This window comes from Tenacibaculum sp. MAR_2010_89, from assembly GCF_900105985.1.
GTDB classification, from domain to species: Bacteria; Bacteroidota; Bacteroidia; order Flavobacteriales; family Flavobacteriaceae; genus Polaribacter; species Polaribacter halocynthiae.
In genome coordinates this window covers 1906984-1931381 of sequence record NZ_FNUB01000005.1, presented here as the reverse complement: position 1 = coordinate 1931381, position 24398 = coordinate 1906984, and the positions used below count along the sequence as shown (strand labels likewise).

Sequence of the window (24398 nt, the reverse complement as noted above, 5' to 3'; positions counted from 1 at the left end):
ACCTTCTAATTTATTGAGAAACTAGTTCCTTCTCTACCATCTTTCAATTGAATACCTAATTCTAATAATTCATCTCTAATTTGATCAGACAATGCCCAGTCTTTATTTTCTCTTGCTTCTTTACGTAATTTAATTAGCAATTCTACAACTCCATTAACTTTATCAGAACTTCCTTGAGTTACCTCATTCATTAAACCTAATACGTCAAAAACAAACGCATTCATGGTTTTCTTTAACTCTAATAAATCTTCCTCAGTTAAACTAGCCTTTTGCTCACGAATTAAATTGATTATTTTAACTGCTTCAAATAAGTGAGAAATTAAAATTGGAGTATTAAAATCATCATTCATGGCGGCATAACATTCTTTTTTCCAGTCTTGAACATTAAAAGTTGACTCACTTCCTGCTTCAATTTTATCTAAATAATTAACAGCATCCATTAGCTTTCCATGACCTTTTTCAGAAGCTTCTAATGCATCACTTGAAAAATCTAATATACTACGGTAATTAGCTTGTAAATTAAAAAAACGAACAACACTTGGCATAAATGCTTTACTTAAAACATCGTTTTCTCCTGTTAAAATTTCATTAGGCAAAATATAATTCCCTGTAGACTTAGCCATTTTTTGGCTATTTAACAACAACATATTTGTATGCATCCAATAGTTAACAGGTGCTTTACCACTACATGTTTGAGATTGCGCTATTTCACATTCATGATGCGGAAACTTTAAATCCATTCCTCCTCCGTGAATATCAAATTGTTCTCCTAAATATTTTTTACTCATAACAGAACACTCTAAATGCCAACCAGGAAATCCATCACTCCAAGGAGATGGCCAACGCATAATATGACGTTCATCTGCTTTTTTCCACAGAGCAAAATCTTGAGGATTTCTTTTATCAGACTGTCCATCTAAAGTTCTAGTATTATGTATTGCATCTTCAATTTTCCTTCCAGATAAGATTCCATAATTACCTGTTTTGTTGTATTTCAACACATCAAAATATACAGATCCATTTACCTCATAAGCAAATCCTTTATCCATGATTTCTTTAATCATTTCAATTTGTTCAACTATATGACCAGTAGCTGTTGGTTCAATACTTGGAGGTAAAAAATTATAATTTTTTAACACATCATGGAAGTCAACTGTATAACGTTGAACCACTTCCATTGGTTCTATCTCTTCTAAACGTGCTTTTTTAGCAATTCTATCTTCTCCTTCATCAGCATCATTTTCTAAATGACCTGCATCAGTAATATTACGTACATAACGTACTTTATATCCTAAATGTAACATATAACGATATACTACATCAAAGAACATAAAAGTTCTTACGTTTCCTAAATGAGCATTACTGTAAACGGTGGGACCACAAACATACATCCCTACCCTTCCTTCAATTACAGGTTTAAAAAGCTCTTTGCTTTTTGATAATGAGTTGTATACTTTAAGTTGATTTTCTTTATATAATTCCATAGAAAAAGTGACTATTTACAAATGCTAAAGATAGGCACTTTATGAAGAATGGCGAAATGGAATTTTAGTGAAGTTTTAAAAAAAATGTTAAGAATAAACAAAAGTTATTCAGTAATTGCTAACTGAGAATATTTACCCTCTATGTAAATTTTTTTATTTTTAGATTCTATTAAAAAAGTTCCGTTAATATTTTTACTTCCCATTTCTTTAAGCGTGACAGTAATCGGCTTTCTTATGGAATACAATGAAGGGTTTTCTTTTATTTCAAAATTAAATTGTTGATTGATTCCTGAAAGGTTTACAGAAGCATTTGCTGAACTTAAAAACATTTTAAACTGACCATAATCTGGATGAATTTTATCTATTTTTAAATCTCCAAATTTATGAACTAACTTAACATTTTTATACACATCAACTATTGTAATATCAGAAGATTTTGAATTTACAACTGTGTTAGTAACCGATGCTATTTTAGCATCGGTTACATTATTTAAAAACAATGTACTTGTATTTAATGAATTAATTTTTACTGGTGAAAACGAAATATTCAATTTACCTCCGTTTAAAGCATCTGCTTTGAAGTTACCATAACTTACTTTTCCGTTTACCTTTGTTTTAGGTAATTTAACCTTGCAATGGCGAGTATTTAAATTAAATGTGGCATTCTTAGGAACCTTTACTTTTATTTTTTTTACTATTTTAACTTTCTTTCCATTAATCATTAAATCATTTCCTTTACTATTAGTAATGTATGAGTAACTTAATTGAGTGTTTTTAAGCTGTTTTCTCGCTAATTCTAATGCTTTTTTCACTTCAACCCTATTAATCTTTCTAAGCTCTTTTCTTGCTTTTGCTAACGCCTCTCTTTTTTCTAAGCGTTTCTTTTTTAATGCTTTTGAACGTTTTTTTAATGTTTTTTTTCTTTTTTCTTGCTGTTTCTTAAACTTTTTATATTCTTTCGTTTTTTTAAACTTTTCCCATTCCTTTTTTGATTTTATAGTAACATTATTCACTCCATCTTTCCATTGAAAAAAATAAGTATCTCCATCTTTTGAATATTTATCAAAATCAAATTCAATATTCTCTAGCCCCTTCATAGCATCATCAATGTCAATGTTAAAATCTTCCAGTTCTATTTCAGGAAGCACAAATAAATTATGATCATTATTATTGCTTAAGTTGTATACTGTTCCTTTAGGAAAATTAGTATTCCCAGATGAATTATAAAAAAATATATTATCATTCCCTATTGAGTGAAAGCTATTACTATTTGCTTTTATCTTAACAGTACTTTTATTACCTAAAGCTTCAAAGTTCCATCTTTTCAAATACTTTTCTGCTTCTTTTTTATCTATACCTTCTATTTCAATTGTAGCCTCTACAGCAACTTCATTTTTATTCCAGGTAGTCACCTCTATTTCAGCATTTGAAGCATTAATATCTATTTCTACATCTTTATTAGTATAAAATTTTTCATTAAACTTTTTTTCTACTTTCTGAGCCAACAAGGAACTTGTTATCAGTAATAAAAATACACTTATTTTAAATGGTTTGAGTGTCATTTTGATTTGGATTTTTAAATTCATGTAATTGTTTTTGCATACGTTTTAACAGCTGTAAACGCATTTGCAAGTTTCCAATCAATGCATTGATAGTATCATCGTTAATTCCTTTTTTGTTGAGCTCTTGGGTTAACGACTTATATTCTTTAGTTAACAACCCTAATTGGGTTAAATAACCATCAAATAATTCTTTATTTTCTTTTGTTAATTCTAACTGACTTAATTCGTAATTAATTGTATTTATGTAATATGATTCTATTGTTTTTAATTCAGGAGAGATGCTTCCTAAACTAATTTGTGAATCATTATTTAACTCTACTGAATTTGTTATTTTTGGTAAAGATTCTCCTTCAATGTTTGTTGTAGAAAATTTGATTCCTACTCCTACTAACAAAACAATTGATGCTGCAACATATAACCACTTATATTTTTTTACCTTACTTGGTTTTTCGTGTAATTCACTCAATAATTTTTGTTGAAATCGTACACGATGTTTAGATGATATTTCAACATTATTATTTGTATTATTTTTTAATATATCTCTAATATCTTTATCCATAATACACGTTTTTTAATTGTTCTTGCACCTTTTTCTTTCCTCTCATTAAATGTGTTCTAGAAGTAACTTCTGATATTTCTAAAATCTGAGAAATTTCTTTATGATCATATCCTTCTAATAAATATAAACTTAACACAACTCTATATTTTTCTTTTAATTTATCTATACTACTAACAATATCATTATACGATATATTCATCCCTACGTTCCAATCATCATTTTCTTCTATCGAAGTTACTTCTTCATTTATAGAAACTAGAGTTAACTTCCTTTTTTTTAACCAATCAATACTTTGATTAATTACAATTCTTTTTAACCAAGCTCCAAAAGCGACTTCTTCTTTATATAAATATATTTTTCTAAAAGCTTTAATAAAGGCATCTTGCATTATATCTTCTGCTTCAAAAGAATCTTTTACATACCTCAACGCTACTGTATACATAGCTTCATAATACAAATCATACAACTGCATTTGTGCCTTTGCATTATTTTGCTTACAAGCCTCAATAATAGATTGATGTAGCTGTTTAGTTGGTTTCATTTTTAATTTCTTGCCCTAAAGACGATTCTTTTTTAGGAGTGTTGCATTTTAGCTAAAAATTTATTTTTAAATTTACATTAATAATTCGTTTTTACTTTAATGATTAAAAAAAACAAATCGGCACTCTCTGAAAAAGATGGAGTTTCTCAACCTGAAACTACCAGTAAAAAATCTGCTCAAAAAATTAAATTAAACAGAAGAAAACAAACTTCTGCTAATAAATTTATAAAAAACATTTTAGCTGGTGATATTACTTTTTTAAGTAGAGCCATTACCTTGATTGAAAGCACTAATCCAAAGCACCAAAAAAAAGCCAATGAAATTTTAGATGCTTGTTTACCTCATGCCAATAACTCTGTTAGGATTGGTATTACTGGGGTTCCAGGTGTAGGGAAAAGTACTTTTATTGAGTCATTTGGAAAACATTTAACTTCCTTAGGTAAAAAGGTTGCTGTATTAGCTGTAGATCCAAGCAGTTCTATAAATAAAGGTAGTATTTTAGGAGATAAAACTAGAATGGAAGAGTTAGTTACCGATAAAAACGCTTTTATACGCCCTTCTCCTTCTGGAACTTCATTGGGTGGTGTGGCTCAAAAAACTCGAGAAAGTATTATTTTATGTGAAGCTGCTGGTTTTGATAGTATAATTATAGAAACTGTTGGTGTTGGACAATCAGAAACTGCTGTACATTCTATGGTAGATTTCTTTTTACTTTTAAAATTAGCTGGTGCTGGTGATGAACTTCAAGGAATAAAACGTGGTATTATTGAAATGGCAGATGCAATTGTTATTAATAAGGCCGATGGAGATAATGCTAAAAATGCTAAAATTGCCAAAGTTGAGTTTACTAGAGCACTTCATTTATACCCTCCTAAAGAAAATGGATGGGTTCCTAAAGTTTTAGTAGCAAGTGCTCTTAAACATCAAGGAATTGATAATATTTATAAAATGATCAATGATTATATTTCTGAGGCTAAAAGCACTTCTTTTTTTAAATCAAAAAGAAATATTCAAAATAAATATTGGTTATTAGAAACCATTAACCAACAATTAAAAGCAAATTTTTACAACAACCCAGAAGTTTCAAAATTACTAAGTACTGAAATTTCAAAATTAGAAAATGGAAAAACATCACCGTTTAGCGCTGCTAAAAGATTATTAAATATATAAACTATAAATACTTGTACTAATAAAATAGCTTAAAACACAAACAATGAATAACATTCAAAATAACGAATTAACATGGAGTGATTTCACAAAAGTTGAAATGCGAATTGGTACTATTATAACTGCAGAAATATTTAAAGAAGTTAAAAATCCTGCTTACAAAATGCAAATAGATTTTGGTGAATATGGAATCAAGAAAACGTCAGCTCAAATAACAAAACTATATACCCCTGAAGAATTAATTGGTAATCAAGTAATTGCTGTTATTAATTTTCCTAAAAAACAAATAGCAACTATGATGAGTGAATGTTTAGTTTTAGGTGGAATTGGTGAGAATAAGGAAGTAACTCTTATAGCTCCTGAACGAAATATTAAAAACGGAACCAGAATAGGATAGCTACTATTAAAGTAATAGTTTTAATAGTAGCTATTCTTTATAAAGAAAATTGCATTGTTATTAACAAACTAGATTTTATTCAAAAATGAATGAATTACATAAAATACTAGAAGAACTTATTGGTTTAACAGATAATGAGTGGGGTGTTTTTAAATCTCTTTTAAAAAAGAGAGACGTAAAAGCTAAAACATTAATCATTAAAGAAGGAAGTATTGCTAAAAACTTATATTTTATTGATTCTGGATTACTAAGGTCTTATTATTTTCTAGATGGCAAAGAAATCAATTCTTATTTTTCATGTGATAACCAATTCATATCTATATTTTCTAGCTTTATAAATCAAACTCCTTCTTTAGAAATTTTAGAAACTATTGAAGATAGTTGCGTTTATGAATTATCATATTATTCTTTGTCGGAATTATATACCAAATCAGCAAATTTTGAAAAGTTAGGTAGAATTTTAGCTGAAAAAAATTATTTGTGTGCTCTTGAGAGAACTTCTACTATGCAAACAAAAACCGCTAAAGAGAAATACTTAGATTTTATAAAAAAGTATAATAAAAAAATTGTCCAAAGAGTACCGCAACATCAAATAGCAAGTTTTCTTGGAATTGCGCCTGAATCTCTTAGTAGAGTTAGAAAGGAAATTACTATTTCTTAACAAATATCAATGCAGGTACTTTATACCTATTGTTTCTTTGTTTTAATAAATCTAAAACAAAAATACAATGAAGTTTACTTCTATAATTAAAGTATCAATTACCACCGCAATAGTTCTTTTTATAACTAGTATTTTATTTAAAGCTTGTTCTCTAAAACCTTCTGCTTGGAAGCCACCAGTAAACCCTAAATTTAACGGTGTTTTCTCAAAAAACGAATTACTAAAAACAACAAAAAAAGTAAATTTAAATGGTTGGTACGGACCTGAAGACATAGCAATAGATAGCCAAGGAAATCTATATTGTGGTGTTCATATTACAGAAACAGATTTCACAGATGGGAGAATTTTAAAAATTGACACTACAGGAAAAATATCCGTTTTTTGTAATACTCAATCTTGGGTAGCTGGATTACATTTTGATAAAAATGAAAACCTCATAGCCTGCGATTTAAAAAGAGGACTAATAAGTATTGATAAAAAAGGCCAAATAACAACTTTAGCCAAAGAAGATGAAAAAGGTAATAAATTTATAATCCCTAATGATGTAGATATTGCAAGCGATGGAATCATTTATTTTTCAAATACATCATCAAAAATATCCTTTAGCAGAAAACATATTTGGAAAATCTTAATGGAAGTTAAGCCAGATGGTGGTCTTTATAGTTTTAATCCAATTACAAAAAATGTTAAGACTTTAATTGATGGCTCTTATTTTGGTAATGGGGTTGCTGTATCTGAAAATGATGAGTTTGTTTTAATGGTAGACTTAACTAAATATCGTATAATTAGATACTGGCTGAAAGGTGATAATAAAGGGAAAACAGATATCTTTTTAGAAAATTTACCTGGATTTCCAAACGGAATTTCAAGAAGGAAAGATGGTAGTTTTTGGCTTGGTTTTTCTACTAAAAGAGATGATATGTTAGATAAGATACAGCCTAGCCCACTACTTAAGAAAATTGTTTATGGCCTTCCTCTTTGGTTACAACCTAAAGTAGCTTCTTTTGGAATGATTATGCACGTAAGTAAAAAAGGAGATATATTAAAAACATATTATGATACTACAGGTAAATTTGTAGCTGAAGCCAGTTCAATTGAAGAACATAATGGTTACATATACATTGGTGGAGATATTGCTAATCATATAGGGAAGTTTAAATTGGAATAAAAACTTAATCAACTTATTTATACCACTATCTTTACTTTATAAAGTATGCACAATTCAATATTAATATGTGTTAAAAACATAAACACCAAACATTACTAAGGTGTTTATGTTTTTATTTTATACCTTTAATTAAAATCTGTTTATTAAAATAATGATTACATTAGAAAACGAATATCTAACTATTCAATTTAAAAAATTAGGTGCAGAGCTAACTAAAATATACTCTAAAGAAACTAAGTTAAATTATTTATGGAATGGTGATGCAACTTTTTGGAAACGTCATGCTCCTATTTTATTTCCAATTGTTGGTAAATTAAAAGGTAATACCTATAAAATAAATGGTGAATTTTATGAATTACCTCAACATGGGTTTGCTAGAGACTTAGAGTTTTCTATTGTTAATAAAACTACTTCTAAAATTACTTTTGAACTTACTTATTCAAAAGAAACACTAATTAACTACCCATTTAAATTCACCCTACAAGTTAGTTATGAATTGAAAAAAAATCAAGTGTTAGTTAATTACAAAGTCATTAATGTTGACGATACAACAATATTTTTTTCTATTGGCGCACATCCAGCTTTTAATTGTCCTCTTGTTAAAGGAACTTCTTTTAACGATTATTACCTTGAATTTGAAAAAGCAGAGAAACCTACCCAATTGTTTTTAAACCCACAAACTGGATTCAGAAATAATATTTCTAAAACAATAAATCTTGAACAACAAATAGATCTATCTTATGATTTATTCAAAAATGATGCTTTAATGTTTGAAGGAATTGAATCAAAAAAGGTTTCTTTAAAGTCTAAAAAACATAATCATGGAATACATTTACATATTCCTAATTGGAGATATTTAGCCTTCTGGACAAAAAAAACAAACACTCCTTTCATTTGTTTTGAACCATGGATGGGTATTGCGGATAATGAAAATACAGATCAAGTTTATTCAACTAAAGAGGGAATTCAAGAACTTTCTGTAAATAAAACCTATGAAAATGAATATCGTTTTGAAGTTTTTTAAAACTTTAATTAATTATACTCACTAGGGTTTTTACCAAAATATTTTTTAAAAGTTTTATTAAAATGACTCGAATCAACAAACCCTATTTTTTCTGCTATTTCTGACATATTTAAGTTTGTTTGTTTTAATAAACGCTCAGCTATTTTCATCTTCGAATTCGTTACATAGTTCTGAATGGAAATACCAGCTTCTTTTTTTATAAATACACTTACATAATTAGGAGACATATTAAACTCTTTTGCTATTGTTTTTATTTTAATTTTTTCTTTATCAAGTATGTTTTGACGTATGTAACTTAATATATTTTCTATTCTTTCTTTCTTTGAAAGGATTATGTTATCAGATAAATCAAAGCTTGCCTTTATATTCCTTGAAACAATAATAAGTAAAGCACCAAATAATTCAAGTAATACATTTCTACTATAAACAGACGTATTTTTTATTTCTGTTTTAATTAGTTCATATAAAGCAAACAATTGTTTTCTATCAACATCATTTTTTACAATATTTCCAGTAATTGTATTGGTATGAAAAATTACACTCTCAACTCGATTCTTCCAACTAGTATTAGAAAAGAATTCTGTTTTTTCAATAAATAGTTGCTCAGTAAACTTTATAATTCCAAATTTAGTCGTTTCAGAAATTAAAAACTCGTGCTCATCTTTAGGTGTTAAAAAAAACAAATCTCCTTCTTTATAATTAATTATACTTTCATTTAGTACATGTTTCCCTTTTCCCTTTAAAATAAAGGTAAGCTCAAAAAAATTATGTTTATGCTTAGGATGTCCCCACTCATTAATTGAAGTAAACTCTAGTACATCTAATGATTTTTCTAGATTAAATCTTGTTGCCATAAGCTATTCACATATTTATACAAATATATAATGAATTTATACATCAATACCACTAATTACACGACATAACTTTGTACTAACAAATCCTAATACAAAAATGAAAACTACTTTATTTACACCATATAATATGAATGGAATCTCATTAAAAAATCGTTTTTTAATGGCACCTATGACTCGTTCAAGAGCTGCCCAACCTGGTGACATTCCTAATAAATTAATGGCTACTTATTATGGACAGCGAACTTCTGCTGGTATTATTATTACTGAAGCTACTCAAATTTCCTTACAAGCAAAGGGATATGCTAAAACTCCAGGGATTTATACCCCTGAACAAATTAAAGGATGGAAATTAATTACTGAAGAAGTACACAAAAAAGGAAGTAAAATATTTTTACAATTATGGCATGTAGGTAGAGTATCAAGTTCAAGAGTAAATGGATTACAACCTATTGGCCCATCTTCAAAAATAGCCAAAGAAACCAATGTCTACATTTTTGATGGTGCTCCTAATGGTGACGCAACTTTTATTCCTGTTGAAGAACCAAAAGAAATGAACCCAAATGATATTAAACAAGTTATTGAAGAGTTTAAAATAGCTGCTAAAAATGCTATAGATGCTGGATTTGACGGTGTTGAAATCCATGGAGCTAATGGGTATTTAATAGACCAATTTTTAAGAAGTAACTCTAACATTAGAAAAGATAAATATGGGGGAAGTAAAGAAAATAGGATTCGTATTTTAAGTGAAATAACTCACGCAGTGGTAAATGAAATTGGAACTGATAAAACTGGTGTTCGCTTATCACCTTTTATAAGTTTTAAAGATATGAATGATCCGGAGATTTTAGAAATAATAATGTTAGCTGCTAAAAAGCTAGAAAAAATAGGTATAACTTATATTCATTTATGTGAAGCTGATTGGGATGATGCTCCTCAAATTCCAATCAACTTTAGAAAAGAATTAAGAAATATATTTAGTAAAACTATTATAGCTACTGGAAATAAAACTCCAGAAGAAGCTGATGAGTTATTAAAAGAAAACTTAGTTGATTTAGTTGGTTTTGGTAGAAGATTTTTAACCAATCCTGATTACCCAAAAAGAGTTGAAATGAATTTAAAAATGAACGAAATGATTGATAATCACACATTATTTGGCGGTGGAGACACAAGAGGCTATACTGATTATCCTTTCATAAAAAAGTAAAAAACTTATCCTTAAAATAGTAAATCCAATGTTTTTTTACGTTGGATTTTTTTTGTTTCTGTTTCTATAAATTCAGAAATAAAATACACTTCTTTTGGGTACTCATATTTAGATAATAAAATGTTTTTATCTAAATCTAACCTACATTTCTTCCCCTCAACAATTAAAATTAACTTTTCTCCTAAAACAGTATCTGAAACTCCAGCTACAAAAAAACGCTGTGATAAAATATTCGAAAGTTTTTCTTCTATTACTTCAGGATGTAATTTTACTCCTCCAGAATTAATAACATTATCATACCGTCCTAACCATTCAAATTCAGTTTCAGATATTAATTTTATAACATCATTCGTTATTATTATTTCTTCTGATACTTTGGATGCTTTAATTACTAAACATTGCCTTTCATCTTTTTGTACAAGTACATTAGGTAATGTTTTATAAAAAGATTGTTCAGGTCTATTTTTCGATGAAGAAAAATTATTTAACTTTTTAACAGCAATATGCGTGATAGTTTCAGTCATACCATAAGTAGCAAAAACCTCTGTAGAGATTCCTTGTATTTTTTCTACTAAATCAGTTGAAACTACACCACCACCAACTATTAATTTCTTCACTCTATATATTTCATTCAAAGATGCCTGTAACTGTAAAGGTACCATTGCAGAAAAATCATAAACTTTATCAATACCATCAAGTGGATTAGATTTTGGTTCAACCACATCAATATGCCAACCTAAAGTTAATGCTCTTACCAACATCATTTTTCCTGCTATATAGTTAGTAGACATGCATAAAAGCGCTGTAGTTTTTTCTTTTAAATTAAAAAAAGTTCCAGTAGCTATAGCTGAATTACGCATGTGCTCTTTCTTTAATTGTATAGATTTAGGAGTACCTGTTGATCCAGAAGTTTGTACTACAATAAAATCTTCATCATTAAACCAATTAGAGAAAAAATGATAACTATCAACAGATAAACTTTTAGAATACTCTAATAATTCCTCCACATCTGTAAAACTTCGACTATTTAACTGAAAATCAATATTCATATTAATTTACTTTGCCTATGTCTTCTAATACTTCATCACCTGCTGGAGCACTTATCTTTCCTACAAGTTTATCTTTCCAGTTATTCCATCCATATTTTTTAGAAAAGAATATTAACATTAAAGGATACAAAACAAATACTGGAAGAAACATCTCCAATCCAACTGAAGGCTCAGAGGTATCTATAAATAATGCATTTGTTTGAAAAACTGTCCAATCTGTCGTTACAAAAAATGCTGCTACGATATTATTAATGGCATGTAGCCCTAAAGCCAACTCAGTTCCTTCGTCCATTAATGTTGTTATTCCAAAAAACAACCCAGTTCCAATATAAAACACCATAGAAACAGCCCCTAATTTTTCAACTTCAGGGTTAGCCCCATGTAATAAACCAAAGGCTACTGATGTTATAAGTAAAGGAAGCCATCTATTTTTTACTAAAATTCCTAAAGCCTGCATAAAATAACCTCTAAAAAGAAGTTCTTCAAAACTAGTTTGTATTGGTAAAAACAAAAAGGATATAGCTACTAAAGTAAAAAAAGGTACGGCATTAAAATTCCATACATAACTCTCTGGTTCTAATAAAATACCAACTCCAATTACTAATGATGAAATAATTCCCCAAGTAAAAAAACCAAACCAAAAACGTTTCCAATCAATTTTGTTTCTACTTGTTACTATTGTTTTTACAGGTCTTTTATGAACAAACTTGATTCCTATAAACAAAAAAAGTAATCCCAAAGCAAACATTACTATCATCATAAATAAAAACAAGTTTTTATTTATATCTAATGTCATAAAATTATCATTAGCTGCTTGGGTAAATTCAGCAACATCAGCTGAATGGAGAATTGCTGTTAACGCTAAAGGCATTACACCTAAAAATTGCCAACCAAAAAAAACAATAAAAATAACAAGTATATACAAATACCATTTATTTTCTCCTTTATATGCCTGCTGTATAAAATTCATATTCTATATTTTAAAATTCCATTTTTTGTTAGTAACATATTGTAAACTTCCATTTTTCACTTCTAAAGGACTCTCAAAATTGTTCGTAAATAAACTTCCAGTTCCTAATCCTTGGGGTAATGGATTATTTAATGTAAACGTCCATTGAGCTATAGCATTCAACCCTATATTACTTTCTAACGCACTTGTTATCCAGTTACCAGCGTTGTATTTTTCTGCTATCTTAATCCATTCATTACTACCTTTTATACCACCTACCAAACTTGGTTTTAAGATAATGTATTGTGGTTGTATAGTTTCAATACATTTTTGCTTTTTTTCTTCTGAAAAAACGCCAATTAATTCTTCATCTAGAGCAATTGGCAAAGGTGTTTTTTTACATAAGTTAGCCATTTCTTGCCATTGTCCTTGTTTAATAGGTTGTTCAATAGAATGCATTTTTAATTCAGATAATCTTTGCAATTTATCTAATGCATTTTCAGGTTTAAACGCCCCATTAGCATCAACACGTAGCTCTATTTCATTAGGAGAAAACTCTTTTCTTATCGATTTTAACAATGCGATTTCTGTTTCAAAATCTATTGCCCCTATTTTCATTTTTATAGTAGTAAACCCTTGTTGCAACTTATCTTTAATTTGTTGTTGCATAAATGTTTTGTCTCCCATCCAAATTAAACCGTTAATAGAAATTTCACTTTTCCCTTCAGTGAAATTTGATGGAAATAATTCAAAAGGGTTAGAACTATTTAATGATAGAAATGCTTGTTCAAGTCCAAATTGAATAGACGGGTATTCAATTAAGCTACTTAAGAGTTTTTCTACCCCTAAATTAATGTTTGAACATGCCCACTTTAATTTTTGTTCATAATCAAGAGTGTCATCTATACTCAACCCTCTAAACAAACCACACTCTCCATAGCCTTTCTTTCCCTCTTCTTCAAGAATTATAAACCACGTTTCTTTAGTTCTTAAAACACCTCGTGAAGTTCCACTTGCTTGTTTAAAATTTAACAGGTACTGTTTATAGTTTGCTTTTATCATTAGTTTTTTTCTACAAACTCTTTAAAATTAGTAAGATATTGTTGGTCTTGTTCCTGTAACTTCCCTTTCACAAATGGTAACATACATCCTAAAATAAACCCTGTACTTTTACAGTTTGCCTTTAGCTTAATTATAGTATTACCTCCATTACTTTCAAATATATAGTCGTCTGTTTTAAGCATTCCTCCTCCATTGAACATTAACTTTACTTTTTTATTCGGTTCATATGCTAACACCTTTTCTTCTAGAGTCATTTCTTGCCCTTGACTTATCACTGTAACTGCGTAGGTACTACCTACCATTCCATCAACTTTATTGATTTCTTTAATAGATTTAATTTCAGGAATCCATTTTGATAAATTTTCATCATTATTAAAAATAGCAAAAACTTCTTCTACTGGTTTATTAATAGTTACTTTAGATTCATAATTTAATTCTTTAATTATTAACCCTGTAGCAAAAAAAGCAATAGACAATGTTATGATAATTCCTAAAATAATTTTTACTGTTTTCATGATAGTACTATTTATAAATTTATATTGTTATAGATTCACCTATTGCTAACAAGGTTAATTCTTTGTCTTTAATTGAAAATTGTTTTTTAGCATCTTCTGTATTTATTTCTATTGGAGGAAATGTATTAAAATGACATCCAATAACTTTATTACATTCTACTAAATCACATGCTATAATTGCATCTTCAACTCCCATTGTAAAATTATCACCTATTGGAAAAATAGAAGCTGTTAATTTTGTAGTCATCGGTATTAATTTCATATCCATTGTTACTGCTGTGTCTCCTGCAATGTATAAAGATTTATTCCCTGAACTAATTACAAAACCTCCTGGTTGACCTCCATAAGTTCCATCAGCAAAAGATGAAGTATGTATTGCATTTACATATTTAGCAGAAAATTTATCAGTTTTAAATGTACCTCCATGGTTTACAGGATGCCCTTTTAAATTCTTTGCATTATAATACATTACTATTTCATAATTAGAAACAATAGTAGCATCCGTTTTTTCAGCTATCAACTCAACATCTAATACATGATCTTGATGTGCGTGTGTTAGTAAAATATAATCAGCTTTTATTGTTTCAATATCTATATGAGTTGCTTGAGAGTTTCCTGTTATGAATGGATCAACAAGTAAATTGGTTCCATTTATTTCTATACCAAAACAAGCATGTCCGTAAAAAGTAATATTCATTTTTTTATTTTTTTCTTTTATTTCTCCATCTTTTAAACAAATAAAAAACTAGAGATATTAATAATATGAATGGCCAAATATTAATTATAAAAATTAAAAATGTTTTTAAATTTTTAAAACCATTTTTAAAAGCTTCAGAAATATTTTTACCAAAATTAGTTTGACTAGAAATTGTTTTATAAAAAGTGATATTTAATGTAGAGAATGATACTTGGTTTTGTAAATATTTTAGTTTTCCTTCAGCAACTTCAATATCTTCTCTTAATTTACCTATTTCTTTTTCTACTTCTAAAATTTCTTTTACGCTTTTAGCCTTTTTAAGAATTTCTAAATATCTTTTCTCTAACTCTTTTTTGTTTTTTAATCGAGCTTCTACATCTAAAAATTGTTCTGTAACATCTTTAATTCTAATATTTTTTTGATCAAAACTCTCAATTCCTTCAGAAATATCTTTTAGTAAAATATCAAAATTACTGGCTGGAACCCTTATATTTATTACTGTACTTTTTCTATCAGATGAATTATATTCATTATCCGTTGAAACATATCCGTTATACTTTTTAACAGCTTGAAGAATTTTAGCTCTAGTTTTTTTCAAATAAACTACTTCAAATTCAATAGAACCATTTTTAATTAATTTCCGCTCCTTTGAAGGAGTTTCAGAATGATTTTTTTCTTCTTTTAAAAGATTTCCTTGTACAGAATAATCTTCATCAAAAGCAATTTCCGAATAACCATAGCTTATTTTTTCGTTATCCTTACAACCAACAATAAAAATAAATAAGACTATTAATTTAAAAAATGTTTTCATAAACTCGTTTTTGCTTAAATTTACAAAACTTGTCCTAATCCAAAAAGGATGGCAAATAAAAATGTGCTTAAAGCTACTTTTTTCAATTCTCCATCTAATAACACTTCCTCTTTATTTTTCATCACAAAAATCAAATGCTTTATTAATGGAATATACGCTACTATAAATAAAAATTGAAATGGTGATTGATATTGTATTACTGTGTATAAGAAAGTAAATAAGAAAGAACTAACTAATAAACTATAGTGATAATATTTTGCTGATTCAGCTCCTAATTTAACAACTAGTGTATTTTTATTTGATTTTGCATCATTTACTCTATCTCGCATATTGTTTAAATTCAACACTGCAGTACTTAATAAACCAACAGTAAAAGCTGGTAAAAAAATGACGAAGTTTAACTCTTTTACATATAAAAAATAAGTACCTACTACTGATAATAAACCGAAGAAAATGAAAACAAAGACATCTCCAAATCCGCTATACCCATAAGCAGATTTACCTACTGTATATTTTATTGCTGCTACTATAGATGAAACTCCAAGTGCAAAGAAAATTACAGAGTATAAAAAGTTTTCTTTTCCAAAAGCCTCATAAATAAGTAATAAAGCTATCACTAACGTTATAATCGCAGTAATAATCATTGCTCTTTTCATTTGTTTAGGTGTAATTACTCCAGATGACACCATTCTTGCTTCTCCTTTTCTATCGTTATCAGTTCCTTTAATACCATCTCCATAATCATTAGCAAAATTAGACAATACTTGAAAACCTATGGTAGTTAAAATTGCTAACCAGAAAATTCCTGATTGGTATAAAGGTATTCTTTTTACACATACCGTTGAATTAAAAAAAGTATCTTGAACAGTAATAAAACAATCATAGTTCCCTAAAAAAGCTCCAACAATAATTCCTGATACTGATAATGGCAAAGTTCGCAGGCGTGCTGCTTTTATGTAGTTTTTCATTTATCCAATATAATTTTCAAAGATAAATATTTACACATAAAAAAAGGAAGACTACATCTTCCTTTTTATCATTCCTTTTTATTCTATTTTTATTTATTTATCATAACATCGAAACTAACCTTTTTTCCTGGAGAATCTATTATAAAAGCTCTTTCTTGAATTAAAATATTATCTCTGAACATTTGTATATCAATTGAGTAATTTCCAAAGTTTTTGGTAGTTTTATCTTGATATTCTAAAGCTAAACTAGCAGTAAAATTAATTTCTCCATTGTATGATTTTTTAAAAGGTAAACTTCCAACATCATATGTATCATCAAATTTAAAAAAACCTGACTCAATAAATACTGTTCTTATTTTTGCCTGATGATTAGTATCATTACTATTTACTTTAAAAGTAACTGATGAAAAATCACTTTCATTTAACGAGAAATCTACATCGTTACATGAAAGAAGAAATAAACACAGAAGGGTGTAAAAGTATTTCATTTTGTATATTATTTTGATTATTAGCTTACACTAATAACAAAGTTTATACCATAAAAACATATACATAAGAGTACAATACACTTTTAAGAAAGTTTTATATCTTAAATAGAACTACTCTGTTCTAATGAAGTCATTTTTGCTTTAAAACTTCGTTGATATTCTATTTTTTCTTCCCTTTTTCTATATTTCCATATTATTTGTCCTAATTGAAAAATAATCTTAAATGAATCTTTCATTGATAATTTTGAACCATCAACATGGATCCATCGCTTTAAAGGTTGTTCACATATCATTTTTTTAGCTTTCTCTAAACTAAAAGTTTTTCTTAATCGAATAAATAATTCTACATCAAACAACCATTTAGTTAAAAACTTTTCACTAAACAGTAATCTTACCACATCTTTTCTAAATATTTTAGCACCACATTGGGTATCTTTAATATCCATAGATAAGATTTTTCTTATAATATAGTTTATGATTAAACTTATAAGACCTCTAGCAGAATCTTTAGCAATATTTGCTCCCATTCTTTGAATTCTAGAACCACTTACTATCTTATAATCTGAATTTTCAATTGTTACCACTAAATCTTCAAAATCATTAAAATCAGTAGATAAATCTGCATCTAAAAAACCAACATAATCTAAAGCTTTATAACGTTGTAAGTACAGCATTCCCTGTCTTACTGCTTCAGCTTTCCCACCATTCTTTTCACAATTATATATTGTTATATAATCTTCTCTTCCTACTTTCAACTCTTCTAAAACCTCTAAAGTTCTATCAGAACTTCCGTCATTTACAAAACATAAATAATACCCTGAATAATTATCTAAAACCTTTAAAAATTCATCTTTTAATAATCTTTCTTCTTCATTATAACAGGGAATTACAACACCAACTACTCTTTTCTGAATAATTATATTTTCATTAAAATTTGTATTGCTTTCTTGTAATTCCGGTACTCCAATTAAACGTTTAGTTCTTACGCAGATTTCATTTAAACTAATTGGTTTTTTCATGTAATCATGGATTCCTAAATCAAAACCTTTAACTACATCATTATTATCAGTACTTCCCGATAATATCATTATTTTTGATGTTGATTTTTTATTTTTTTTAATATGTTTAAGAATATCAAATCCAGAAATTATAGGCATATTAATATCTAATATTACAAGATCTGGACTAAACGAATCAAATAATTTAATTCCATTAAATCCATTTGTTTCCGTTTTCACTTCATAGCCTAATTTTTTTAATCTCTTTTCAATTGGTAATAAAACTAATTCTTGGTCATCAATAATAAGTATTTTCATGTTTCTTTTTTTATAGGGACGGGTTATATTTATTTTTATAACTTATTATATAAGAAATAAGTTATTTTTACTAATCAAGTTTTTATTTTAAATCTACTTCACTAATAATAGTATTAAACGTATCTAAATACATTTGTGCTATTTTAGACATTGGGTATTTGGTAGCTGCTTCATAATTGGCTTTTCCTAATGACATTCTGTAAGTATCATCTTTAATTATTTTATTTAAAGCCGTAGCTAAACTACTTGCATCTTCAGTTTCAAAATATTCAGCTTTATATCCTTCTTGTTCAGATAACGTTGCTAAATCATCAATGTTTGGCATCACAACTGCTCGTCCATAACTACCCGCTTGATGCAATACCCCTGAACTGCCAGTTGTAGAAGTATAAGGAAAAACAACAACACTACTTTCTTCAAATAACTTAGGAACAGCACTTTCTTCAACATAACCTGTAAAAACAAGCTTAGGTACATGCTTAAATGTTTCTTTTACCTTTTTTAAATATCCGGGAACATTTGGGTTATCAGTACCAGCTATAATAATTTCTAAATCTATTTCTTCTGTTGCTCTTAATTTCTCAACAGCTTCAATTAATACTTCTACCTTTTTATATGTGCCAAATTTTCCGAAGGTCATTATTTTTTTTGGTCCTTTAGGAATGCTATAAGAAGGCTCAGTTAGTTCTTCAAAAGTTCCATGTGGTATACACTTAATATTAGTAGCTTTATATTTATCTTCTATTATTCCAACGTATTTATTAATAGTTACCGTAACGACATTAGCTTTTAAAATGAGCTTTGTTAAAACTGTACCAATATAATTATATATAGAAGCAAGTGTTTTATTACCAGTAAAACCGGCTTTATTCAAATCTACCTTTTCTAAAATATTATGTAATAATACTATAGTAGGTATTTTTTTTAATTTAAAAATATAGGGTAGCGTTAAGCCTAATGCAGCAGGTATTTTTTTATCACCAAATTTCATGAACTGCAAATTAAGCAGTATAGCATCTGGTTTAGTTTTTTCAATAGCTTTAGATATAGTTAAAAAATTAGAAATTTTATTAAACTTCCAACATTCTACTACAGATATCTTACATCCTTTTTCTTTAAAATCAATAATCTTAGCTTCTTTGGTAACATCTGTTAGCAAAATAAGCTCCGTTATTTCTTTTTTTACTCTAAAATTTTTCACCAAATAGTAACCATATTCATTTAAAGTTACCTTACTTGGTGGATAAGCAGTTATAATTGCTAGTTTCATAAATTATTTATAAGCATTTGGTTAATAATAAAACAAACCGAACGTCCCCCTATAAATCAATTATTCTAAACATAAAATATATAACTTTAATATTATGAATATACTTAAAATAAAGTAATTAGCAAAAAAACATTGTGCTAATTATTTAAAAATCAATTTATTTACAATTATTCTCACACTAAATATTAGTATCGTAGAACTTATTTTTTAACAAAAAAAAGAGTTATTTTTAATAGGAAAGTTAGACTCTATAAATTTTCAAGCTACCAAATCTATTTAAATAGTATTTCAAAAACATACATAAGTTTGTAACTTAAGAATACTCACAAAATATTCTTTTCAAGAATATTTTGTTTTAAGTTTTACTGATTTATAAAAAAACAAAAAAAGGTAAACGCTAGATTAACAGACACTTAATGGATTCCCCTTAAAAATCTACGGGAAACCCCTTAAATGAATTAAGGGGCATACACCTATTTCACAAATACTTAATTATCAGTAAATTAGATATGTATTTTTTTAACATAAGTATTAACCAAATTTTATTATATGGCAAACATTACAATTAATCAAGATAGTATTATTAAAAAAGGGAGCATAGATGACATGCTAATTAAAGTTTTTAGATCGAGAAGTAACACCTTATTAAAAGATAAAGATATTGCACTTACTTTTTGTTATATCACAAAACTCAAGAAGTTTGATATTGTTCCTACTTATGAATTTTCTAATAAACTTAAAAATTTTATTAAATCAAACTTATCTGATTTTTTAATATTACAAGATTCAAAAGTTTATAGCTATTAAATTTCTAAAAGTCCCCCAAGAAAAAAGGCTGTCTTCATTTATAAGACAGCCTTTTTTATATTAACGGTTATATATTTTTATAATTTATTTGCTTCAGCAATTAACTCTGCAATGTCTTTAACCTCTATTTGGTTTTCTTTTTCCTTAAACTTAACTCCATCAGTCATCATTGTGTTACAATAAGGACATCCAGTAGCTATTATTTGTGGTTTAGTTTCTAATGCGTCTTCTGTTCTTAGAATATTAATGTCTTTATCACCTTTTTCTGGCTCTTTAAACATTTGTGCTCCACCTGCACCACAACATAATGCTGTAGATTTATGACGCTTCATTTCAGTCATTTTAACTCCTAAACGACGAATTAATTCACGAGGGCTTTCATAAACATCATTTGCTCTTCCTAAATAACAAGGATCATGATATGTTAAACGTTTATTTTTTAAAATCTCATCTTCTATTGATAAGCGACCATCTTTTATTAATTTACTTATATATTGAGTATGATGAAAAACCTCATAATTGCCTCCTAAGCTTGTATATTCATTTTTTAAGGTATTAAATGAATGAGGATCACATGTTACAATAGTTTTAACTTCATAAGCATTCAACACTTCTATATTAGTCATTGCTTGCATTTGAAACAAAAACTCATTTCCAGCTCGTTTAGCAGCGTCACCAGTTGAACTCTCTTCTGTACCTAATACTGCAAAATCAACATTAGCTTGGTGTAATATTTTTACAAAAGCTTTTGTTATTTTCTTTGCTCTATCATCGTAACTTCCAGCTGCTCCTACCCAAAACAACACTTCTGGTTGTTTCCCTTGAGCCATCATATCTGCCATTGTTGGTACGTTCATATTGTAAATTATTAGTTTTTATTATTAATTTTAAATGCTCCTTTTCATTATTATAAAGTTTTTAATTAAGTTAAAACTTTACTCATCTTTCCAATTAAGTCTATCCATTTGACTATACTGCCAAGGTGCTCCATTATTCTCAATATTGGTCATCATCATATTCAACTCTTGAGGAGCCGCTGACTCTTCCATAACTAAATAACGACGCATTTCCATAATAATTGACAATGGATCAATTCCTATAGGACATTCTTGTACACATGCATTACAACTTGTGCAAGCCCATAATTCTTCAGGGGAAATATAATCGTTTAATAATTGTTTTCCATCATCTTTAAATGTACCTCCATTCGCATCTATGTTTTTCCCAACCTCTTCTAATCGATCACGAGTATCCATCATTATTTTACGAGGAGATAATTCTTTTCCTGTTAAGTTAGCTGGACAAGACGAAGTACATCTACCACATTCGGTACAAGTATAAGCATTCATTAATTGTACCCAATTTAAATCAGTAACATCTGATGCTCCAAACTTTTCAGGCTCACCTTCTTCTTCTCCTTCTTCTGGCATTGCATAAGGGTCTGCATCAGGATCCATCATCATTTTAACCTCTTTAGTAACAGATTCTACATTTGTAAACTGTCCTTTAGGTTTTAAATTAGCAAAAAATGTATTTGGAAATGCTAATAATATGTGCAAGTGCTTTGAATAGTACAAGTAGTTTAAGAATATTAAAATCCCTACAATATGCAACCACCATGAAACTTTTTCTATAGTGTGTAATTCTTCATGTGAAAAACCATTAAACCAAGGTGCTATAAATTGTGAAATAACATTTCCGGTTCCTGCTTCTTGAAAAGCAACATCAGTTGCGTTCATTATTAAAAATAATGACATTAAAACCATTTCAAAATATAGAATGATATTCCCATCATTCTTTGGCCATCCTTTCATTTCCTTACTCCAGAAACGCTTTACCTTTTCAATATTTCTACGGAACCAAAAAACAATAACAGCAACAAAAACTAAAAGTGCTAAAACCTCAAAATTCCCAATTAAAAAACCATATACAGTATCACCCAATATTGGTTGAAAAACACGATGCGTTCCAAATAATCCATCGATAACTATTTCAAGCATTTCAATGTTAATCAGAATAAACCCTACATAAACTACTACGTGTAAAATTCCTGATACAGGTCGGCGAACCATTTTATATTGACCTAAAGCTATTTTAGCCATATTTTTCCATCGCTCTGGTTTTCTATCAGTTCTGTCAATATCTTTACCTAATTTAATATTTCTGATCAGCTTTCGAACATTCATTACAAAATATCCTATACCTGCTATTAAAATAATTGCAAAAAAGATGTTTGGTACGTAATTTTCCATGTATTATTTGTTAGTTTTATTGATGATTCCAATTATCGTCTTCAGAGCTGTTAGGTGATAAACCTAAAACATCTCCTTTTGTAGAAACTCCTAATCCTAAAACCGTTCTGTTAGCATAATTAAAATAGCTAACCACTTGATTTATTTCAAGAATTTCTCCATCAGTTAATCCTTTCTTTCTCAGTTTTTCTATATGTTCTTCTATTAACTTATTAGGTTCTAAAGTCAATTTCTCAGCATACTTTAATCCTTCAATATACTTATGATCTAGAATAGACTCATAACTATTTAACTCAAGTTGTTTTCTTATAGAGTCAGATTTTTCGTCGTCCTTTAATAACTTTTTCAATCCTAAAAAATGATGCTCAATACAGTAATCACACTTATTTAATATACTAACATAAACTCCTAGTGTTTCTAAATACCATTTAGGAAGTGTATTATTACTATTATGTAGTACGTTTTTATACAATGACATATGACCTACCATTGTATGTGGTCTTAAGCCATGAATTAACATAATGTTGTCTACATTATTATTAGGTCCTGTTACTTTTGAATATAACCTTTTTAATTTTCCTTGCGCTTCATTAAACGAAATTATTTTAATCCAACTCATTAAAAAGATAATATTTATTTAGTATTACTTATATTTTTCTTATTTTTTTCTTTATTAAATGGCTTAGCTTTTTTTCCAAATAATGAAAAATGTACAAATCGTTTTGGATTTAATTTTAACTCACGTAACAACTCTTCCATTTCTTTAGAAGCGTTTGTTAAGTTAGTATACATTTTTTCATCTGTCATTAATTTACCAAGAGTTCCTTTACCACTTTTAACATTTGATAATATGACATTAGCACTGGCTAATACCGTTTCAAGCTTCTTTACCGTTTGTGAAAGGTTAGCTTTGGCTAATTCTTCAGACACTTTAGAAAAATTATCTGTTATTTTTTTAGCATTATTTAGAGTAGAATCTAAATTTGATCTATTACTAGTTACTAAGTGATTTACTGAAGCTAAAGTTTTTCGAACATCAGAAATAGTTCCTTCAAGTCCTAAAATACTTCTATTTAAACTTTCTCTTGACTTAGTATTAAGAACTTGATTTAAAGCATTTACCAAGGTATCAACACCAACCAATGTACTTTCTATTTTAGGGCTTAACTTTTCACTTAAAGAAGCTATAAGGTCTGACTCTACTTTTCCTTTTAGAAAATCTCCAGTTTTTGCTTCTTCGCCATCATAAAATGGTACAATAGCTAAATTTTGCCCCCCCATTAAACCAGCTGAATAAATCTTGGCGATACTATTTTTAGAAAATTTAAATTTATTTTCAAGAAAAATTTTAACAACTATTTTTCCTTTTCTTTCAGGATTAGAGCTAAAGTTTATTTCTGCAACTTTACCTACTTTTAATCCATTTATGGTTACTAAACTAGCTTGATTTAGTCCATTTATATTATCATATTCAACATAAAAATGTCTTGCATTTGGGCTAAAAAGATCTTGTCCTTTTAAAAAATTATACCCCCATACAAATAATGCTATGATTACAACTGCTACAATTCCTGTTTTTAACTCCTTAGACAT

26 protein-coding genes are annotated in these 24398 nt (G+C 28.1%); 7 read left to right on the top strand and 19 right to left on the bottom strand.

Features of this window, described 5'->3' with window-relative positions:
• Window positions 1-5: 5 nt before the first annotated feature.
• From cysS to BLV71_RS11975, 4 genes are all read right to left on the bottom strand, one after another.
• Window positions 6-1484: a cysteine--tRNA ligase gene (gene cysS / locus BLV71_RS11990; protein ID WP_093870779.1), complete on the bottom strand. Its 1479-nt coding sequence runs from the start codon at window positions 1482-1484 to the stop codon at window positions 6-8.
• A 104-nt stretch (window positions 1485-1588) separates the two neighbouring features.
• Complete coding sequence (locus BLV71_RS11985) at window positions 1589-3046, bottom strand: hypothetical protein (RefSeq protein WP_143032786.1); 1458 nt, start codon at window positions 3044-3046, stop codon at window positions 1589-1591.
• Window positions 3027-3605: a hypothetical protein gene (locus BLV71_RS11980; RefSeq protein ID WP_093870777.1), complete on the bottom strand. Its 579-nt coding sequence runs from the start codon at window positions 3603-3605 to the stop codon at window positions 3027-3029. The genes BLV71_RS11985 and BLV71_RS11980 overlap by 20 nt, the downstream gene beginning before the upstream one ends.
• Window positions 3598-4146, bottom strand: a complete 549-nt coding sequence (locus BLV71_RS11975) for an RNA polymerase sigma factor (protein ID WP_093870776.1) — start codon at window positions 4144-4146, stop codon at window positions 3598-3600. Before BLV71_RS11975 ends, BLV71_RS11980 begins: the two co-directional genes overlap by 8 nt.
• Window positions 4147-4245: 99 nt before the next feature.
• On the opposite strand from BLV71_RS11975, the gene meaB reads away from it, so the two are divergent.
• The 5 genes from meaB to BLV71_RS11950 all read left to right on the top strand — a co-directional run bounded on the left by meaB (window position 4246) and on the right by BLV71_RS11950 (window position 8563).
• Window positions 4246-5316 (top strand): methylmalonyl Co-A mutase-associated GTPase MeaB, encoded by a 1071-nt coding sequence (gene meaB / locus BLV71_RS11970; RefSeq protein ID WP_176974396.1) that lies wholly within the window; start codon window positions 4246-4248, stop codon window positions 5314-5316.
• A gap of 43 nt (window positions 5317-5359) precedes the next feature.
• The gene (locus tag BLV71_RS11965; RefSeq protein WP_093870775.1) at window positions 5360-5710 is read left to right on the top strand and encodes a tRNA-binding protein; all 351 of its coding nucleotides are present in this window, start codon (window positions 5360-5362) and stop codon (window positions 5708-5710) included.
• Between the two features lie 85 nt (window positions 5711-5795).
• Window positions 5796-6371 carry a Crp/Fnr family transcriptional regulator gene (locus tag BLV71_RS11960; RefSeq protein WP_093870774.1) on the top strand — a complete coding sequence of 192 codons (576 nt, stop codon included), beginning with the start codon at window positions 5796-5798 and terminating at the stop codon, window positions 6369-6371.
• 67 nt (window positions 6372-6438) lie between these two features.
• Window positions 6439-7539, top strand: coding sequence for an SMP-30/gluconolactonase/LRE family protein (locus BLV71_RS11955; RefSeq protein WP_093870773.1), 1101 nt, complete (start codon window positions 6439-6441; stop codon window positions 7537-7539).
• A 151-nt stretch (window positions 7540-7690) separates the two neighbouring features.
• Window positions 7691-8563 carry an aldose 1-epimerase family protein gene (locus tag BLV71_RS11950; RefSeq protein WP_093870772.1) on the top strand — a complete coding sequence of 291 codons (873 nt, stop codon included), beginning with the start codon at window positions 7691-7693 and terminating at the stop codon, window positions 8561-8563.
• An 8-nt stretch (window positions 8564-8571) separates the two neighbouring features.
• Here BLV71_RS11950 and BLV71_RS11945 read toward each other — a convergent pair whose 3' ends face one another.
• Entirely contained in the window at window positions 8572-9417 is an 846-nt protein-coding gene (locus BLV71_RS11945; protein WP_093870771.1) for an AraC family transcriptional regulator, read from the bottom strand.
• 97 nt (window positions 9418-9514) lie between these two features.
• Between BLV71_RS11945 and BLV71_RS11940 the strand changes: the two genes are divergently transcribed.
• A complete protein-coding gene (locus tag BLV71_RS11940; RefSeq protein ID WP_093870770.1) occupies window positions 9515-10621 on the top strand; it encodes an alkene reductase in 1107 nt (368 codons plus the stop codon).
• A gap of 11 nt (window positions 10622-10632) precedes the next feature.
• On the opposite strand, the gene BLV71_RS11935 is transcribed toward BLV71_RS11940, so the two are convergent.
• The 10 genes from BLV71_RS11935 to BLV71_RS11890 all read right to left on the bottom strand — a co-directional run bounded on the left by BLV71_RS11935 (window position 10633) and on the right by BLV71_RS11890 (window position 19746).
• Window positions 10633-11670, bottom strand: a complete 1038-nt coding sequence (locus BLV71_RS11935; protein WP_093870769.1) for an AMP-binding protein — start codon at window positions 11668-11670, stop codon at window positions 10633-10635.
• Window position 11671: 1 nt separating this feature from the next.
• Window positions 11672-12640 carry a CPBP family intramembrane glutamic endopeptidase gene (locus tag BLV71_RS11930; protein ID WP_093870768.1) on the bottom strand — a complete coding sequence of 323 codons (969 nt, stop codon included), beginning with the start codon at window positions 12638-12640 and terminating at the stop codon, window positions 11672-11674.
• Window positions 12641-12643: 3 nt separating this feature from the next.
• On the bottom strand, window positions 12644-13681 hold the full coding sequence (locus BLV71_RS11925) for an o-succinylbenzoate synthase (RefSeq protein ID WP_093870767.1): 1038 nt from the start codon (window positions 13679-13681) through the stop codon (window positions 12644-12646).
• Window positions 13681-14196: an SRPBCC family protein gene (locus BLV71_RS11920; RefSeq protein WP_093870766.1), complete on the bottom strand. Its 516-nt coding sequence runs from the start codon at window positions 14194-14196 to the stop codon at window positions 13681-13683. The genes BLV71_RS11925 and BLV71_RS11920 overlap by 1 nt, the downstream gene beginning before the upstream one ends.
• A 19-nt stretch (window positions 14197-14215) precedes the next feature.
• On the bottom strand, window positions 14216-14893 hold the full coding sequence (locus tag BLV71_RS11915) for a metal-dependent hydrolase (RefSeq protein WP_093870765.1): 678 nt from the start codon (window positions 14891-14893) through the stop codon (window positions 14216-14218).
• A gap of 4 nt (window positions 14894-14897) precedes the next feature.
• On the bottom strand, window positions 14898-15704 hold the full coding sequence (locus BLV71_RS11910; RefSeq protein WP_093870764.1) for a DUF4349 domain-containing protein: 807 nt from the start codon (window positions 15702-15704) through the stop codon (window positions 14898-14900).
• Between the two features lie 20 nt (window positions 15705-15724).
• Window positions 15725-16672: a 1,4-dihydroxy-2-naphthoate octaprenyltransferase gene (gene menA, locus BLV71_RS11905; protein ID WP_093870763.1), complete on the bottom strand. Its 948-nt coding sequence runs from the start codon at window positions 16670-16672 to the stop codon at window positions 15725-15727.
• Between the two features lie 89 nt (window positions 16673-16761).
• The gene (locus tag BLV71_RS11900) at window positions 16762-17160 is read right to left on the bottom strand and encodes a hypothetical protein (protein WP_093870762.1); all 399 of its coding nucleotides are present in this window, start codon (window positions 17158-17160) and stop codon (window positions 16762-16764) included.
• Window positions 17161-17261: 101 nt separating this feature from the next.
• Window positions 17262-18476: a response regulator gene (locus BLV71_RS11895; protein ID WP_093870761.1), complete on the bottom strand. Its 1215-nt coding sequence runs from the start codon at window positions 18474-18476 to the stop codon at window positions 17262-17264.
• Window positions 18477-18558: 82 nt separating this feature from the next.
• Window positions 18559-19746 carry a glycosyltransferase gene (locus BLV71_RS11890; protein WP_093870760.1) on the bottom strand — a complete coding sequence of 396 codons (1188 nt, stop codon included), beginning with the start codon at window positions 19744-19746 and terminating at the stop codon, window positions 18559-18561.
• A gap of 549 nt (window positions 19747-20295) precedes the next feature.
• On the opposite strand from BLV71_RS11890, the gene BLV71_RS11885 reads away from it, so the two are divergent.
• Window positions 20296-20553 carry a hypothetical protein gene (locus BLV71_RS11885; RefSeq protein ID WP_093870759.1) on the top strand — a complete coding sequence of 86 codons (258 nt, stop codon included), beginning with the start codon at window positions 20296-20298 and terminating at the stop codon, window positions 20551-20553.
• Window positions 20554-20630: 77 nt separating this feature from the next.
• On the opposite strand, the gene BLV71_RS11880 is transcribed toward BLV71_RS11885, so the two are convergent.
• From BLV71_RS11880 to BLV71_RS11865, 4 genes are all read right to left on the bottom strand, one after another.
• Window positions 20631-21410 (bottom strand): (Fe-S)-binding protein, encoded by a 780-nt coding sequence (locus BLV71_RS11880; protein ID WP_093870758.1) that lies wholly within the window; start codon window positions 21408-21410, stop codon window positions 20631-20633.
• Between the two features lie 78 nt (window positions 21411-21488).
• On the bottom strand, window positions 21489-22805 hold the full coding sequence (locus tag BLV71_RS11875; protein WP_093870757.1) for a 4Fe-4S dicluster domain-containing protein: 1317 nt from the start codon (window positions 22803-22805) through the stop codon (window positions 21489-21491).
• A gap of 16 nt (window positions 22806-22821) precedes the next feature.
• A complete protein-coding gene (locus BLV71_RS11870) occupies window positions 22822-23424 on the bottom strand; it encodes a carboxymuconolactone decarboxylase family protein (protein ID WP_093870756.1) in 603 nt (200 codons plus the stop codon).
• Window positions 23425-23438: 14 nt separating this feature from the next.
• Window positions 23439-24398: an MlaD family protein gene (locus tag BLV71_RS11865; protein WP_093870755.1), complete on the bottom strand. Its 960-nt coding sequence runs from the start codon at window positions 24396-24398 to the stop codon at window positions 23439-23441.